The organism is Chitinophaga rupis (assembly GCF_900109685.1).
Classification (GTDB): domain Bacteria; phylum Bacteroidota; class Bacteroidia; order Chitinophagales; family Chitinophagaceae; genus Chitinophaga; species Chitinophaga rupis.
Window position 1 is genome coordinate 278,290 of the sequence record NZ_FOBB01000004.1, and the last position, 17,087, is coordinate 295,376.

A 17,087-nucleotide genomic window follows, 5' to 3' on the forward strand; every position below is an offset into this window, starting at 1 on the left:
GAATGATCCATTATTTTAAAAAGCGAGGTTAGCACCCAGTGAGATCATCTTTAACGGGGGCAGCGACACTGCGCTTTTTGTTTCTGGATCCAGCCCCTTATAACGCGTAACAGTTAACAGGTTTTGCGCATGTATAAAGCAGGTAAGCTTTGCGTCATAACCTCCCGGTTTATTGAAAGTATATGACAGTGAAAGGTTCTTTAACCTTATATAAGAAGCATCGCCATAAACAGCAGTGCTGAACATGCCATTTATATAAGACGCGTTAGTTTCTTTAGTCCAGACGCTACTTGCCTTGGATATGCTGGTAATATCACCTGTTTTATGCCATGCATTCAGCACAGCTGCCGGCTGGTTGCCGGTATTGGCTATGCTGCTGAATTGCCCGGGCTGATCTCCCCAATTATACAACGGGCCTTGCTGCTTAACGAACTGAAAAAATACATCCAGCGCAAACGTCTTATAGGTAATCTGGTTATGTAGCCCCCCGTAAAAACGCGGGCCCAGATCTATGTTAACCACCCGGTCTTCCGGTTCTCCTAAAGTACCCGCCGCAAGTATTTCACCTTTCCGGTTAAATATGCGGTTTAGTCCTGTTTCCGGATCAACACCGGCAAACTGATACGCACGCACCAGATTAACCGGCTGCCTTACTGCATAGTCATATTTAAAGGAGCTATTCTCCAGATCATTAAAGGCCAGCAACCTGGTTTGGGGAATAGTTAAACTAACCTCAGCGCTCCATTTACATTTGCCAACAGGTATTTCTGTTGCCTGTATCTCCAGCTCCCAGCCCGTATTCTGCACCAGGGCGCTAAGGCTGCGCGGAAATGCCGGCTGCCCGGTTACCGTAGATTCCGTATAATCCAGTAGGCGGTTTGAAGAACGGTTATGATAGTAGGTTACTCCTATCAGCAGCCTGTCAGCCCAGAAGCCCAGATCCAGCCCGGGTGAAAACTTGCTGATCTCTTCCCATTGCTGTTGCGGCCTGTTGCCAAGAAGCGTACTGGACGCAAAGGTTTCCTCTTCCAATACTCCATCATTACCGGTGAAGCAATAAGCAGCTCTTAATTTGCCAAAGCTCAAAAAAGGCAGCATACGCTGCACCGGCTTTTCTTTCGTAAAAATCCAGGCAGCGGCAGCTGACCCGAAGATATGGGAGCGGTTTGTTTTCCCCATCCGGGAACTACGATCCTGCCTTAGGGAAAGCGATACAATATACCGATCGCTCCATTTGCCGTTAAAAGCGCCGTATATGGCGCTAAAGCGGTAATAGGCATTATTGTTGCCTGTGTCCTTACTCATTGCAGCAGCAATGTCCGTCATCTGATCTTCCATGGCAAAACCTTTTCCTTCAATAGCAGTACGAGTGGCATTCTGCTCCTGGAAAGTGTAGCCTATAGCTGCGCTATATGTACTGTTAGGGGTTGTAGTATGAAAGCTAAGCTGTGGGTCCATAGTCCAGGTATGTAAGCTTGCTGCAGCTACCTGTAGTGTGCTTTGCCGGGAAAAACGTTCCTGCGGCGTATAAGCGCTTAGCGGCATGGCCAGCTTATCATTTGCCTGCAGGCGGTTGTAGCCGAATGCGCTGCTGATGTTCACACGCGGAAGAAGCTCATAGCTAAGCGTAGCTGCGGTAAGCAGGTTGCTGGTGGTGTTATGGTAACGCTGCTTTAGATACGCCAGGGGATTTGTCCATCCGGCATCCCCGTTGGGCAAGGTATCCCAGTTTAGCGTCCCATCCGCACTCTTTACTGCCGGCGCATTAGGCGCCAGCGACATTGCATCTTTTGTGAGGTCTTCTGCGATCAATGTTGTGTTTCCCTGCAGGTAATCGGTTGTCAATAACATCTTAAACCTTGTATTTTCAGATCCATGTTCTAGATTAACATGCAGCGATGTTTTACTATCGCCGAGGTCACCGGGGAAAACCGTAGTTTGACGGTGATGGCCCAGACTTGCGTAGTATTTTGCAAAGCTACCGCCACCGGAAACAGCGGCATGCAGGTTACGGTATTGTGCCGTTCCGCCTATCAGCTCCTTCTGCCAGTCAGTATAACGTGTGGAATCATAATGGCTAAGGTCCAGATTATTCTGGTCAGCAGAAGTGCTGGCGCCGGGTACCGGCTTGCCATCATTGCCATAAGCGTCAGCACGTAATTTAAGGTATTGAGTGGTGTTCAACAGCCGCATTTTCCGCGCCACTACACCCCATCCACTTTCTGCAGTGATGTAATATCTAGGCTTACCTGTTTTACCTTTTTTAGTAGTTATTATAATAGCTCCATTTGCCGCCCGGCTTCCATATAATGCCGCTGCAGCGGCATCTTTCAGCACAATCATAGTTTCAATATCTGCCGGGTTAATATATTCCAGCGGGCTTCCTGCCCCGGGCTGCACACCGGCAACATTCAACCCATTACTCCCCGACCCTCCCTGTATAATTGCGAGGGTGTAAGGCAACCGCGCCGTGAAAACCACACCATCTACTATATAAAGCGGATCATTACTCTTCTGCAAACTATTCAGTCCCTGTATGCTCACCTTTTGGCCGCTGCCCGGCGAACCCGTCACTTGCTGAATAAACACACCCGACACCCTGCCTGCGAGCGCCTGCAGGGGATTGGTGACCGGCTGCATGGTAATGTTCTTTGCTTTCACCACAGACAAGTTATAGGTAGAAAAGCGCTGAGAAGTAGGAGCATAGGCTATGACCACGGTTTCGTCTAAGATGCTTACTGAAGGCTCCAGGGATATAACGATGCTTTTACCGGCGGCCAATACCTCCTTTCTTCTAAAGCCCAAAAGAGCAACGGTTAACGTATCTGCCGGTTTCACATTGTACAACCTGAACATACCTTTTGCATTCGACACAGCACCCGCCGGCGTTCCTTTTACCTCCACATTAGCCCCCTGTAACACGTTACCATCTGTGTCTTTTACTACTCCTTCCAATAGTCCGCCTGCAGCGGAGGCATTAGCCCTGTTCATCGGCTGCTGCACCACCGGCGCACCTTTCATAATAAGAATAGAGCCGCCCTGAATTTTAAAAGTGAGACTCGTTTGTTCAAACAGCCGCTGTAATGCCCCCCTCACCTCTTCATTGTTGACTACTAAATTTGCCTTTTTATCAAGATCTTTTTCCAGGTCTTTTGAGTAGAGCAGCCTTAATCCTGTCTGCTCTTCAATTTCAGCGAGTATACTGGTGACTGACTGTTGTTTAAAGTTTAGCGTCACCTTTATCGTTTTATTCACATTCACATCCTTATTTTGAGCGAAAACCGGTGTATGTGTAAAAGCACAGAGACAGCATACAGGGATCATTAAAAGCCGGCATAGGCTTCTGGTTATGACTTTGGCCATTTTACATTTTTTTACGGGCGCACGTTGTTTGGCCGGTGACAATCGGCATTCCAATATGCATTCTCTATATATTATGATGCAGAAATGTGAGAAATGTACCAATGGTCAACCAAGATTTACATAAAAAAGCAGGTTATTAACGATAAATTTTATAATGTCTAAAATGACCATAAAAAAAATTCCAAATTGATAATTAGCTATCGCAACCTGTTTACTACTTTTAACCGACAATAACCAGACACAAGGAAAGAGCATATCAGCTTAGCATTCCTGCAAACAGGAATCTTAAAGGGACAGTATTTCATACCTTTAAATTTACCTCCATGAAACGCGCCAGATTTCTATTGGCGGCTATTGCTATAATGGCAATTGCGGCCGGTCTACTTGCTTTTGAGGCCAACAAACGTTCCGTATGTTATTGCCGGATAGGAAGCCCCGGCGTTTGTACCACTATTTATTTAAACGCATCTTTTGTACCCACTACAACCGGTAGCACTTATTGCACCTGGGCCCTGGGCGCCCCCTGCGACCAGAGAGTAATTACCTTTCGGGAACCTTGAACAGCTTCTATAGCTTTAGCGCCGGCAGCAGCTGCCGGCGCTAAGCTTTTACGTACCCACGAAATATTTTTTTCGTTAACATCTTATTAATATTATTTTGAATCAATTATTCTAATTTTGATCCGATTGTCAACAGAGTAAATCTATTATACCTATAATTCCCCCTGGAGATTTCACGTTCATGGTAATGCGCACAACTAAACACTCATTAATATTATGTTTAAAAAAGACGACCAATCTTTATGGACTGCATTAAGAGCAGGCAGCGAGAAAGCGTTTGTGGAAATCTGGACACGTTATTACATTCGATTTTGTTTGGATGCCCAGTCCCGGTTAGGGAATTCGCACGATGCCGAGGATGTAGTACAGGAGGTTTTTAAAGGGATTTGGCATAAAGCTATTAAAAAACACTTGCCGGAGGAAGTGGATATGGATGCTTACCTGCATACCATTTTATACAATGCGTGTAACTTCCATTTCAGAAATAAAAAGAAGAACCCTGTGGAATACAGGCCGGAAGACGAGTTGCCGGTGGAGGGGGTGCTGCACGATCCGTTTAGTAGCAAGGAAATAATACGGATAATCAATGATACTATTGCCGGTCTTACACCCGCTCAGCGCAGCGCATTTGAGTTAAAGATCCTGAACGTACGTAATAAAGATATTGCCAGGCAAACAGGCAAATCGCCCCGTACCATTACTAATCAGCTGGCAGCCGCCCGCAAAATACTTCGTAATAAACTACCTTTTTTACTGGGAGATTAGTATCTTTTCTTCTCAGAGACGTTAATATTGATGATGGAAGCGCAACCTGACAGCATTTATATCCTTACATTAAAGGAGATAGAAGGAACTATTTCCCCGCAGGAACAGGAGTACCTGTATGGAATAATTGCAGATAATGAGGAAGCTTTCAAGCGCTGGCAATCATTACACCAACAGCTAGGACCGGAACACCTGCAGGCTGCCCGTGAAAGTATGCAGCGGCATTCCCCGTGGGATATTATTACAGTTGTTAAGAGACAACGCAGAAATGCCACTATCCAAAAACTGTCCGTAGCAGCTATCTTATTGCTACTAATAAGCAGCGGGCTTTATATATTCCTTATAAAAGAGCCGCAAACCGCTATACCGGTTATTGAAACGTCCCTCCTGATCAATGAAAAACAGCTGCAGCTTACCACCCCTGATGGAAAGATCCTCAACCTGCCATATAATTCAGATACTATTCTACAAACCGACGGCGTTACATTTAACCTTACCGGCAATGTACTCCACTTTGTAACCCAGAAACAGCAGCCGGGGCTATATACCTTGAACGTACCTTATGGAAAGGATTATTCCATGATATTAGCGGACGGCAGTAAAGTACGGCTGAATGCTGGTACAATGATTACCTTCCCGCTTCAATTCCCGGGTAAAAAACGGGAAATAGGAATTAAAGGAGAAGCTTTTCTGGAAATAGCTCAAAATGCATCCCAGGCTTTTATTGTACATCTACCTGGTAGCAGCACGGAAGTGCTGGGCACCTCTTTTAATGTAAGTGCATACAACAGCAACCTGGTACAAGTAGGGCTTGTGGAAGGCTCGGTAAGATTTCACTATGGCACAACTGTTATCTTGCTAACCCCTGGCAAGCAGGTAATAGCCGCTGCCGGCAAACGACCATATACACAACCGTTTGACAAGGAAACTGAGCTAAGCTGGCTACAGGGTGTTTATAGATTTGATAGTAACGCATCCCTGCTGGATGTTTTCGGGATAGCCCCCCGCTGGTACGGCATAACGGTACAGCTGGGAGATACCGCAGCCCTTAAGCAAAAACGATTTAAAATAACCTTAGACCGTAAGCAGCCGCTGGATTCCCTGCTTAAAAATCTGCAAACCCTGGACCATACCTTCAAATACAACTTTGAAGACAAAAAAACCTTATACATTCAATAGTTATTTTACCTGTACAAAAAAAGTTTGCTTCCTCTTAGTATATTTCTCCAAAATCTGCATCATATATATACAAGCTGCTTTGATTATTAAACTGATGCCGGCTACCTCAGTTTAATTGCTGCTATTTCATTTATTATTTAAAAAGATGTCATGGACTCGTTTAACGATCAACCAATGGAAACTTTATTGCTTAAAAAAATCCTGGCCATATGCATTAGTGAGCTAGCGCGTATTATCCGCACAATAGGAACAGTTGTACGGCGGCAAGTTTTACCGGACATGAGCCAACGCCGGAAATTGCTGTTCCCTGTTGTATTCTATCCGGTCATCGTAACTGGCCTGGCGCTGCTGCTTATAACCTGGGACAAAAAAATACATCCGCTTATTTATCCCGTATCTGCAAAGAGCGAGATCACGCTAACGCTGCACAACGGACAAGTAATTCCCATCCGTGCATCACCCGCCGGGAATGTGGCCTATGTATATATTAATGTGGACAGCATTTTATATGCGGCTAAACGCGCAACAGGTATGAAAATACGGGTATAACGGTATTAAATGTACCGGCGGGAAAGCCGCCGGTATTGATTCAGCTATCAGACGGAACATTAGTTCACCTGAACGTATCATCCCGGCTATGCTTTCCGGCCTGCTTTAATGCCGGGCAACGGGTAGTAGAGCTAACGGGTGAAGCCTATTTTGAAGTGACACAATATGAGCAACAGCTTTTTGTTGTACGCACGAAAGGGCTTGAGGTGAAGTTTTTGGGCAAATTAAATATATCCAACTACCCCGATAGTAAGAAAGCGGAGGTATCGGTGCTGAAAGGGAGGATATTATTCTGTATTAAAAATGAAGAAAGCAGCATGCAGGGCGGACAGGCACTTATAGTGGATCTTGAAAATGGGAAGGCAAACATTGGCGCCCTTGATAAACGAACAATCGAGTGGCGTAACGGTACTTACTTTTTTAATGATGAAGCCTTAAGCACCATCTGTACAAATGCCTACCGGTTATACGGAGTTCATATAATCATTGAAGGCCCGCTGGCCAACCGGCATTTTACCGGCTCCATAAACCGGAAGCAGCCGCTGGAAGATCTTCTTGATTATCTCAGGGATACCGGAAATGTAGCGTATTATAAGGATGCCGAAGGGCAGATACATCTCCGATGTCCCAATAATTAAGCGTTAAAAGTACAAGGCCGCTTTCCAGCGGCCTTATTTTTATACCTTATGTACATACTCAGTATTCAAAATGACCGCAAAAAAAACTTCTAAACTGATAATTAATTATTTGCAAGTCATCCTACATTTGACTCAACAACGAATCATACAACAGAGAACACACATTACATCCATATTGAAACCTCTAAAATAACTGCTATGCCAAAAGAAAGATGTACTGCTTTCTAAAATGAAACGACCGGAAACTACTCATTACTAACATATAATCCTCAAATAACAGGCATTTTCGTTATTAGATGACATAACTGATGAAACCAGCTACCGGCATGGCGACTACTTCCTTTCTACTGAGCCTGTACGGGAGTTTATTGGAGACATGAGCGGCCGCCAAAGCGGTCCTTTATTTAATCCTTTACTAGCGGCTTTAGATAATATGTAAAGCTTAATAAAAAGAAACGCTGTAATATCTGGCTGCGAACATCTTCAATATAATTCACGTCCATACTTCTCCGGAGGCTGACATTCTGCTTCAGAAGATCGAATCCCTGCAACCGAACAACAGCCTGTTTATGGCTGAGTAAGGTTTTCCCAATATACGCATTCAGGATAGTAATGTTTAAATTATAACCAGCCTGCCGCCCTGTGTTCAATAGATAGTCAATATCTGCACCCAACACTAAACCCAATGGAAGATTGAGATTACCGTTCAGTGACAACGTATAGGTAAAGTAGCTGGTGTTAAGTTGTTTTTGTAAGTCATAGGTTGTAATATTATATTGCACACTGCCTGAAGCGCCAATATCACCTCTTTCCTTAAATGAAAAATTTGTGGTAAATAATTGTCTAAACTGGAGATCAATTGTACGTGATTTGCTACCATTATTGTAGGAAATATCCCTTCGCCTATTAAATGCTGTAGTTGTATTTAAGGTTGCCTGTCTTTTAAATATTGATACACTATTCGTTATCTCTCCATACATGTACCAGGTACCATTTGTATTTACATACTGATTCATCTGACGGCCTACAGAATCTATCCAGCTAGTATTAATGATCTTATTGCCTGTAATAGTAGCCGCCATGTTTATGAACAATGTATGTGTTGTGCGAGGATTGAATGATTTATAATTCAACGTAAAATTATTGTTAAGCGCCGCTTTTAAATCAGGATTGCCTATTTTAATATATAGTGGATTTGTATTATCCGGAACCGGTTGCAATTGTGCTACTGTTGGTTGTTCGCTCATAGCTCCGTATGTAAAAATCAGGTTTTTATCTTCCGAAATATTCCAATTAAAAAGTGCGAACGGAAATAAAAACAAAGAATTTTTCCTATAAACATTCTGTAGCCTCAAATCGTGATTATATAAGGCATTTAACTGTGCATATAATCCCAAGCTGTAACCAAACTTTTCCTTTATTGAGTTAAGCTTAATATTTACCTCCTGAATCTGAAAATCATACCGTAGATCATTGCTTAAACTGTCATTATATATATCATATCCACCCTTACTTGCATTATAGTTAAATGATTGCTTTTGTGAATGACTAAAATTTGGAAAGTAAGTATAATTAAACTCAAGGAATTCATGTTTTGTGATAGGCTCAGAATAACTTAACCTAAGTACGTAAGCATAGGAAAAATCCCGGTTATCAATAAGCTGATCTATACTATCTTTTTTCTCCGTTCCCGACGGCTCCATAAACAGGTTATCAGACTTGTTAAATATTTTCTGACTATTATCATCTGACCGGTAATTAAGGTAGGCACTGAATGTTCTACCCGGTTTTTTAAATTTCTTATCGAATTGCAAATCTAAAAAAAATGAAGGTATTCTTCCGGCTATATTATTATTTAAGCTACCACTATTAATTGGTAGTCCCTTACTATTGTATGTTTTATATTGATTCCCCAGTATACTATTGGTATTACTATAATTAGCACGTGAGGATACAGTTAACGCCGTCAAAGAGTCTATCTGATACTCCAGCCGTAGATTCAAACTATGATAAGTACTCTTATTCTTGTTAGAGGAATTTTGTTCATAATAATAAATGGAATCAGGAAGTATATTTTGACGTACACTACTTTGCATGTTCTCAAAACTCCTATTGCTGAGATAATAATTAGCACTGACCCTTATTTTCTCATTTATCTCATCATTATAATTAATTCCCGCATTCCAGTTATTGCTCACACCTACGCTTCCGTTTGGTTCAAAACCATACACTCCTGTTCCAGGTTCTCCTATGCCTATATTATTAGTATTATTTCCATCTCCAATAAAAGATATTTGTTGTTTTTTCCCAATCCGGTTTAAACCAGCACTTGTAACAAAACGCCCATTTGTTCCATAGGCTGCTACCACTCTACCTGTAACGTGGTTAAGGTGCTCCTTTTTAATGGTAACATTAATTACCTTTTCTGTTTCCTCACCAAGGCCTCCAGTTAATCCATGTTTATCTGGCTTTCTGTCGATTAACTGTACTTTATCAATCATTTCCGCGGAAATATTGTGCGAGGCCATTTTAGTATCGTCACCAAAAAAAGACTTACCCTCCACCAGTATTTTGCTTATTATTTTTCCCTGAGCCCTAATTGTACCATCTTTGTCTATCGTAACCCCCGGCAATTGTTTTAAAAGACTTTCCATTAACGCATTTTCTCTTAGTTTAAATGCTGCAGCATTATACTCTACTGTGTCCTTTTTGAGTGTAATAACACGCTTAATTTCCTTTATTTCCACTTCTTTTAAGGTAAATCCAGTTTTTTTTAGCCATATCGTACCTATAAGCAATGCTGAAGTATCCCTAGTTACCTGCAAAGTGAGCATTCGTGATTGATATCCCATATAGGTAATATAGAGCCTGTATTCGCCAAAGGCTATATTATTAAATTCAAAAAAACCACCCGGACCTGAAAATGAATTAGCGATTAAAGATGAATCATTTGACGACAGCAGGGCTACCGTGGCGTCAGCTATTGGCAGATTAGTTAATGTATCTTTGAGCTGTCCGCTTATCTTACCGGGCTGTTTTATCTGGGCAAATGTTGTTATTCCAGTAATGATAAGTAACAACCATAGGGTTAAGAATGCTTTCATTTTGAGGATTTACAGCAGTATGTAAGTTTAGATAATTTGCCTGCAATAAAATGACAGTAAATAATTATTGCTCAATTAAAAAAATCTGTCCAAATTAGTTATATAATTATTCTGCTGTAAAGCTGCAGGCACCATACTTTATTTTGCAATAGGTTAATCCACCAATAAACTTATCGGAGAATATTCCATATCAGAAAATCTGACAAACACTATATAGCCTATCAATCCAGTTATCTTGAAATGATACTAAAATCCTCATGAACCATAGAATATGAATAAATTAATTTATCAATCCCTCAAAATAAGCCCTGGCAAGCCGGTACCCATTCCCCAAGCACTTTATTCAAATATTGCCTCCTGGGCAGATGCAGAGTATCAGGAATATAACTTCGGACATGTACTCACGCAAACATTATTGTACAAATTGTTCCGCATCTATATTCTGCGATTCCGCATGAAACAGCCGGCTACCGTTCCATTATATAGCCAGCAGCCAGCTATTTGTATGCTTTATTGCCTAAATGGTGCTGCTGAAGTCATAATAGGCGATACCACATTTATAGTAAAAAGAGATCAGTTCGGGTTCATCTACATACCGAAGGGCACTCATTTACTGCAACCAGAGGAAGAAACAGAATTATTTATCATTGACCTGGAAGCTAGCTTCCTTGAGGAGCTGGCTGCCAGCATAGGAGAAATTAAGTCGTTAGTTGCACTTAGCGCCACCCAAAGTGATGTAGATAGTGTGCCTAAGCTTTTTACCATGAATTACGTTGTGCGATATATTCTGGAGGACATGCGCCGATGCCGTGAAACCGAAGGAGGATTACTAATGGAGCTCAGAACCGCCAATGTTCAACTGATGAATCTGTACAGGAAAGCATATAATGAAGATGCTGATCTGAAGAAATTACCTACACAGGCCAACCTGGATATTATTGATCAGATTTACGGAGAGATTAAACAGAACCCAAATATACAACAGCATACGGTCAGTTACTTTACCAGGAAATATAGTATCAGCGAGTCTACTTTAGGAAGATTTTTTTCAGCAGCTTTTAAAAAAGGACTGCATGAATTTGTGGCAGAAGAGTGTATAAAAAAAGCAGACTGGCTGTTATCTACTTACTCCATAAGCACAGAAGATGTTGCACAAGAGCTAGGATATGCGGATAAGTCAGGATTTATAAAAGCATATAAGCGTTATCGTGGCATCACCCCCAAACAGCTTAAAATTTGATGGAAATGTCTACCAAATTTGATGGAAATGTCTACCATACTTCTCAATAAAAATCCGGAACTTTAATTTAAACAACATCTGTTATGAAAATGCCCTGTTTAAAGCGCAAATGTTAAACCACCAGCTACGAATATCTTTTATTGATACCCTAAGACCATTATTACAGGAAAATTCAGGCGATATGCTCTACTTATTTAAGACTGCTTCTAACAGTCATTCTCAAAATACATACACACAGGTGTGACCGGACCTTCTTTATTACCTTTTGGCATAAGACCATAAACACCGGCCTACCTCCGACTCATTACCTTAACCATGCTATCCTGTGCAATGATTTGCATTGCCAGCTATCGCATGTCCATTATTTACTGTTTGCCCGCTACTGTCATTTTTAAGTATGGGCAGTTATGTCTTAGCATCTTAAACTCTCTGCCATGTCAACAAAGAAAGCGATCATTATTGGTGCAGGCCCCGCAGGTCTTACAGCTGCATATGAATTACTGCAGCGTACAGATATTATACCTATTATACTCGAGAAATCCGGAGATATAGGCGGTATTTCAAAGACTGTTAACTATAAAGGGAACCGCATTGATATTGGCGGACACCGGTTCTTCAGCAAATCAGACCGGGTAATGCAATGGTGGCTTAATATCATGCCTTTACCGGAGGAACAACAGGACCAGTTTACCATTACTTATCAACAACAATCCAGAAGAGTAGATGCGGATAACTACAGTCAGCCAGAAAGGACTAACGATCCCGACAAAGTAATGTTAGTACGCCAAAGGCTCTCCCGTATCTACTTTCTCCGCAAATTCTTCACCTACCCTATTCAGCTATCCCTGGATACGCTCACAAAACTGGGCGTAACAAGAACCATCGCCATCATGTTCTCTTACCTGGCAGCGCAACTATTCCCACGCAAACCTGAAAAGAACCTGGAAGACTTTATGATTAACCGGTTTGGCAAAACACTGTACAAATTATTCTTTAAGGATTATACGGAGAAAGTATGGGGCATACCATGTAATGTTATCAGCGCTGAATGGGGCGCACAGCGAATCAAGGGCGTAAGTATCAGCAAGGCTATCCAACACGCTGTACAATCAGCTACTGCGAAAAAGAAAAACACCGGCGATCTCTCTCAAAAAGGCACAGAAACCAGTCTTATAGAACAGTTCCTTTATCCAAAATTCGGTCCGGGACAGCTCTGGGAAGAAGTGGCCAGGCAAATAGAGGAAAAAGGTGGTACTATACTGATGCAGCATGATGTAAAACGTATTTATACTTCTTCAGCACAGAATAACATTACAGCCATTGCAGCTGTGAACCAGATTACCGGTGAAACCAGCTACCTGGAAGGCGACTATTTTTTTTCCACCATGCCGGTGCAGGAGCTGATTGGAGGCATGGACGGCTCCATACCAGACGACGTGAAGCATGTAGCGTCCGGCCTCCAATACCGGGATTTTATTACGGTGGGTATATTACTCAAGCAACTTTCCTTCCAGGATAAGAAAACAGGAGAATGGAAACCACTGGGATTAAAAGATACCTGGATCTATATACAGGAAAAGGATGTAACAGTTGGACGCTTGCAGATATTTAATAACTGGAGCCCCTATCTAGTAAAGGATCCGTGTACTAGCTGGGTAGGCATGGAGTTTTTCACCAATACAGATGAAGCATTCTGGAAAAAGACAGACGAAGAGATTAAACAGTTAGCTATTTATGAACTGGAAAAAATAGGGCTGGCAACATCTGCAAATGTATTGGACAGCACTGTGCTGAGAGTCGAAAAAACTTACCCTGCTTACTTTGGAACGTATGATCGGTTTCATGTAATACGCGACTTTATTAATAAGTTTCAGAATCTTTTCCTGGTAGGCAGGAATGGAATGCATAAGTATAATAACAGTGACCACAGTATGCTAACCGCGATGGTCGCGGTAGATAATATTGTGGCGGGGGTTACGGAGAAGGAAAATATATGGAGTATTAATACGGAGCAGGAGTATCATGAGGAGAAGGAGAAAGGCTCGGAAACTATTGCTCAAGAAAATTCAATTAAGCAGGAATTCGGCTTACAGCGATCAGTAAACTCGACCTTGAAAGACTATATCTTCAAAAACCCCGCTAATAAATGGTATATGTGGGTAGCTATATTAGGGATATTATGCCAATGGATTGTCTTCAAATTCTTTTATCCATATGCAGGGTTTATAGATGGAGATTCATATGTATATCTTGAGACTGCCTTTATTAATCAGGATATCAATACCTATCCTATTGGCTATCCAAGATTCCTAAGGCTCTTTAGTGTATTTAGCCGTTCGGATACCGCTTTGGTTACCTTTCAGTACTTATTGCTTCAATTGAGTAGCCTTGCGTTTACTTTCACTTTGTTCTACTACTTCAAACCCAGTAAACCGGTAAAAATACTTTTATTCACCTTTATGTTATTTAATCCTATATATCTGTACTTGAGTAATTATGTATCCAGTGATGCAATGTTTTTGTCCCTTAGCCTTATCTGGTTTACACAATTATTCTGGATTATTTACAAACCCACAAAGAGGCTAGTTATTTTTCATGCTGTTGTATTATTTCTGGCATTCACTGTCCGTTATAATGCCTTATATTATCCATTCATAGCTATTATTGCGTTCCTCTTATCTAAGCAAAACATAAAACTTAAGCTGGCCGGACTAACTGTTATAGTTATTCTCATAGGAGGTTTTATACAATTTACGAGTAACAGGTATGAAGAGGTATCTGGAAAAAAACAATTCTCTCCCTTTTCAGGATGGCAACTGGCAAATAATGCAATGTATGCCTATCGCTATGTAAGCAATAAAGAAGTTAAAAAAGTACCCCATAAGTTCCAGAAGCTTGACAAAATGGTACGCGATTATTTTGACAGTACTAAAAACCCATTAACACATCCAGAAGAGTTGGTACAGGCAAGTACTTATTATATGTGGACATCGAATGCACCACTACAACTTTACATGGAGCAACAATTGAAGAAAGACTCTACTAAGGATTGGGTTTATAAATGGGCATCAGTAGCTCCATTGTACAAAGAATATGGTTCTTATCTTATACAAAGATATCCTTTAACCTTTGCACAGTACTATCTATTGCCAAATGCTATTAAATATTATGCGCCGCCGGTAGAATTTTTGGACTCTTATAATACAGGAAGGGATTCTGTCAATGTAATTGCACAACACTGGTTCGGTTTTAAAAGCAATAAAATAAAAACGCACTTTAAAGATTTAAAAGTAAACACATTAGACTACTACCCAATATTGGTAGGGATAATGAATGTGGTTTTTATACTAGGGGTTATCAGTTTTCTTATGCTTAAGGGCCATAGACAATCAGGCGTTTTTACAATTGGCATTGGAATGGCTGCTACCCTATGGTTAATTAACTTCTCTTTCAGTGTATTTGCATCTCCAATTGCACTGAGATTTCAATTATTTCCTGCACTTGTTATAACCTGCTTCGGTTGCCTGCTAGTAGAATACATATGGAAAGCGGCTAATGAGAAAACACCGGCAAGTCACTAATCAGTTGAATATGAAAGAGAATAATAATAACACATTAGGCTTAAACTTTACGCAATGGCTCTGGCAGCAACCAGGCAATCGAAAGCTCTTGTTGCTTTCAATCGCCATCATAATAGCCCAGTTCATTATTTTCAAACTGCTTTATCCATATCCTAATTTTCTACCGGATTCATATTCTTATCTGGATGCAGCATTCTATAATAAACAGATTAATATATGGCCTATTGGATATTCTAAGTTTCTTCGACTGTTCAGCTGCATAACGCATTCTGATACCGCTTTAATATGCTTTCAATTTATCTTCTTACACTTTAGTGTGTTATTCTTTGCATTTTCAATTGGTTATATAATATCCATCTCACGTCTAACCCTATATATTATCATTCTTTCTCAGCTGTTGAATCCATTATCGCTGTATTTAAGCAATTTCATTTCCAGTGATGCCATTTTTACTGGTTTGAGCTTGATATGGTTTACTCAAATGGCCTGGATTATTCATCGACCTACAAACAGGTTGATTGCTGCTCATATAGCAGTGTTATTAGCTGTATTTATGTTTAGATATAATGCATTATACTATCCGATTATTAGTATCACAACAATAACGCTTTCCGGATTAAGATTCCAGCAAAAAATATTAGGTATAGGTGCGCTTATAATATTCATGGGTATATTCGTATTCTTAACTATTCAAGGTTATAGAGATACTACAGGCAGAAATCAGTTTTCAGCATTTGGGGGTTGGCAATTATCTAGTAATGCATTATTTGCGTATTCACGCTTACCCAAAGACAGTAATGAGACCATACCTCTCAAGTACCAAAAGCTGCAGCAAATAGTAGATAAGCATATTGATTCCTTACGAACTATCAAAAACAGACCCGATAACGAGCTTGGCATTTACTATTTATGGGATGAACATGCACCGCTTAAAGCCTATATGAACCTTGTTTATCAAAGAGACAGCACAACAGATGGTTTCAAAAGATGGGCTTCTATGGCTCCCCTATATTCAGATTATGGGAAGCTACTAATATTAAATCATCCGTTGGCATTCACAAGGTACTTTATTGGTCCCAACCTTGTTAACTATTATGTACCCAATGCAGAATTTTTGGCACTCTATAATATGGGTAGTGATACTATTGAAGACATAGCAAAAGTATGGTTTCAATATAAATCTAATAAAGTGGTTTCGATCACCCAAAAAAATAGAATTAAGGTGATGGAATATTTCCCTGTTTTTGTTGCCATTACTAATCTTCTTTTTCTGCTATCTTTTATTGGCTTCATACTACTAAATAACGTCCAAGCAATAAACACGCAACTGAAACAACTATTACTCCTTACAATTTTTGTTTGGTTGTTTAACATTGGATTTAGCGTTCTGGCGGCGCCAATCGTTTTAAGATACCAGGTTTTTCCAACAATACTGGCATTTAGCTTTCTGGTCATTTTACTAAGTTATATTGTCCGGGAAGCATTAATATCTGGAAATAGAGTGAATGAAATCGAAAATTGTCCTCAAGGATAAAAATGTCAAAGGTCAGCTATGATATTTTATATAACAAACTCATTAATAAACTTACCCGGGTTGCTTCTTACAAGGTTAACGCTTGCCACCTTTATGAAGTTTAATTTTTTGTGCAAGCTAATTATTTACAAAAAAAATTTAGCTTTTTAAATTAAAAAGCACTCATTTTATGAAAAAAGCAAAAGTAATGCTCACAGCTATAGCTGTATTCGCTGTTGTTGGCGGTGCCCTGGCTTTTAAAGCAAAGAAGTTTGGTGGTTCTACTTACTATGTAAGCACCACAACGACTTTAAGCGCAACGGCTACTTATAGCCCTGCTCTGATTACTGCTAACACCGCTCCTGTTCCTGTTTATTATGTTACAAGAGTATTTGGTGCTCCTCTCACAAGCAGTACTCAAACCGCTAAGCTGACAATTGTACCTTGATTGTAAATTATCTCAGGTATTAATATCTGCAGATGATTTACAGACCTTTATAAGGAGCTAACATAAGTTAGCTCCTTATTGATATATATATTTATTCACGAAGGGATTAATTTATATCCGCCAATCCCATTTTATATGTAATCCTTA

10 protein-coding genes are annotated in these 17,087 nt (G+C 40.6%); 8 read left to right on the plus strand and 2 right to left on the minus strand.

Annotated elements, in window-relative coordinates:
• Nucleotides 1-15: 15 nt before the first annotated feature.
• Entirely contained in the window at nucleotides 16-3,237 is a 3,222-nt protein-coding gene (locus BMZ54_RS18025; protein ID WP_162277596.1) for a SusC/RagA family TonB-linked outer membrane protein, read from the minus strand.
• Between the two features lie 902 nt (nucleotides 3,238-4,139).
• Between BMZ54_RS18025 and BMZ54_RS18030 the strand changes: the two genes are divergently transcribed.
• The 4 genes from BMZ54_RS18030 (at nucleotide 4,140) to BMZ54_RS18045 (ending at nucleotide 7,054) form a co-directional block, all read left to right on the plus strand.
• Entirely contained in the window at nucleotides 4,140-4,688 is a 549-nt protein-coding gene (locus BMZ54_RS18030; RefSeq protein ID WP_089914922.1) for an RNA polymerase sigma factor, read from the plus strand.
• 33 nt (nucleotides 4,689-4,721) lie between these two features.
• Entirely contained in the window at nucleotides 4,722-5,867 is a 1,146-nt protein-coding gene (locus tag BMZ54_RS18035) for a FecR family protein (RefSeq protein WP_162277597.1), read from the plus strand.
• Between the two features lie 279 nt (nucleotides 5,868-6,146).
• A complete protein-coding gene (locus tag BMZ54_RS18040) occupies nucleotides 6,147-6,416 on the plus strand; it encodes a hypothetical protein (protein ID WP_143081056.1) in 270 nt (89 codons plus the stop codon).
• 35 nt (nucleotides 6,417-6,451) lie between these two features.
• The gene (locus BMZ54_RS18045; protein WP_089914932.1) at nucleotides 6,452-7,054 is read left to right on the plus strand and encodes a FecR family protein; all 603 of its coding nucleotides are present in this window, start codon (nucleotides 6,452-6,454) and stop codon (nucleotides 7,052-7,054) included.
• A gap of 404 nt (nucleotides 7,055-7,458) precedes the next feature.
• On the opposite strand, the gene BMZ54_RS18050 is transcribed toward BMZ54_RS18045, so the two are convergent.
• Nucleotides 7,459-10,158, minus strand: coding sequence for an outer membrane beta-barrel protein (locus tag BMZ54_RS18050; protein WP_089914935.1), 2,700 nt, complete (start codon nucleotides 10,156-10,158; stop codon nucleotides 7,459-7,461).
• Between the two features lie 271 nt (nucleotides 10,159-10,429).
• On the opposite strand from BMZ54_RS18050, the gene BMZ54_RS18055 reads away from it, so the two are divergent.
• From BMZ54_RS18055 to BMZ54_RS18070, 4 genes are all read left to right on the plus strand, one after another.
• The gene (locus BMZ54_RS18055) at nucleotides 10,430-11,398 is read left to right on the plus strand and encodes an AraC family transcriptional regulator (RefSeq protein ID WP_089914938.1); all 969 of its coding nucleotides are present in this window, start codon (nucleotides 10,430-10,432) and stop codon (nucleotides 11,396-11,398) included.
• Between the two features lie 434 nt (nucleotides 11,399-11,832).
• Complete coding sequence (locus tag BMZ54_RS18060; RefSeq protein WP_089914941.1) at nucleotides 11,833-14,979, plus strand: NAD(P)/FAD-dependent oxidoreductase; 3,147 nt, start codon at nucleotides 11,833-11,835, stop codon at nucleotides 14,977-14,979.
• Nucleotides 14,980-14,989: 10 nt separating this feature from the next.
• Nucleotides 14,990-16,513, plus strand: coding sequence for a hypothetical protein (locus BMZ54_RS18065; protein ID WP_089914944.1), 1,524 nt, complete (start codon nucleotides 14,990-14,992; stop codon nucleotides 16,511-16,513).
• 169 nt (nucleotides 16,514-16,682) lie between these two features.
• A complete protein-coding gene (locus tag BMZ54_RS18070) occupies nucleotides 16,683-16,940 on the plus strand; it encodes a hypothetical protein (protein ID WP_089914947.1) in 258 nt (85 codons plus the stop codon).
• The last annotated feature ends 147 nt before the right edge of the window (nucleotides 16,941-17,087 follow it).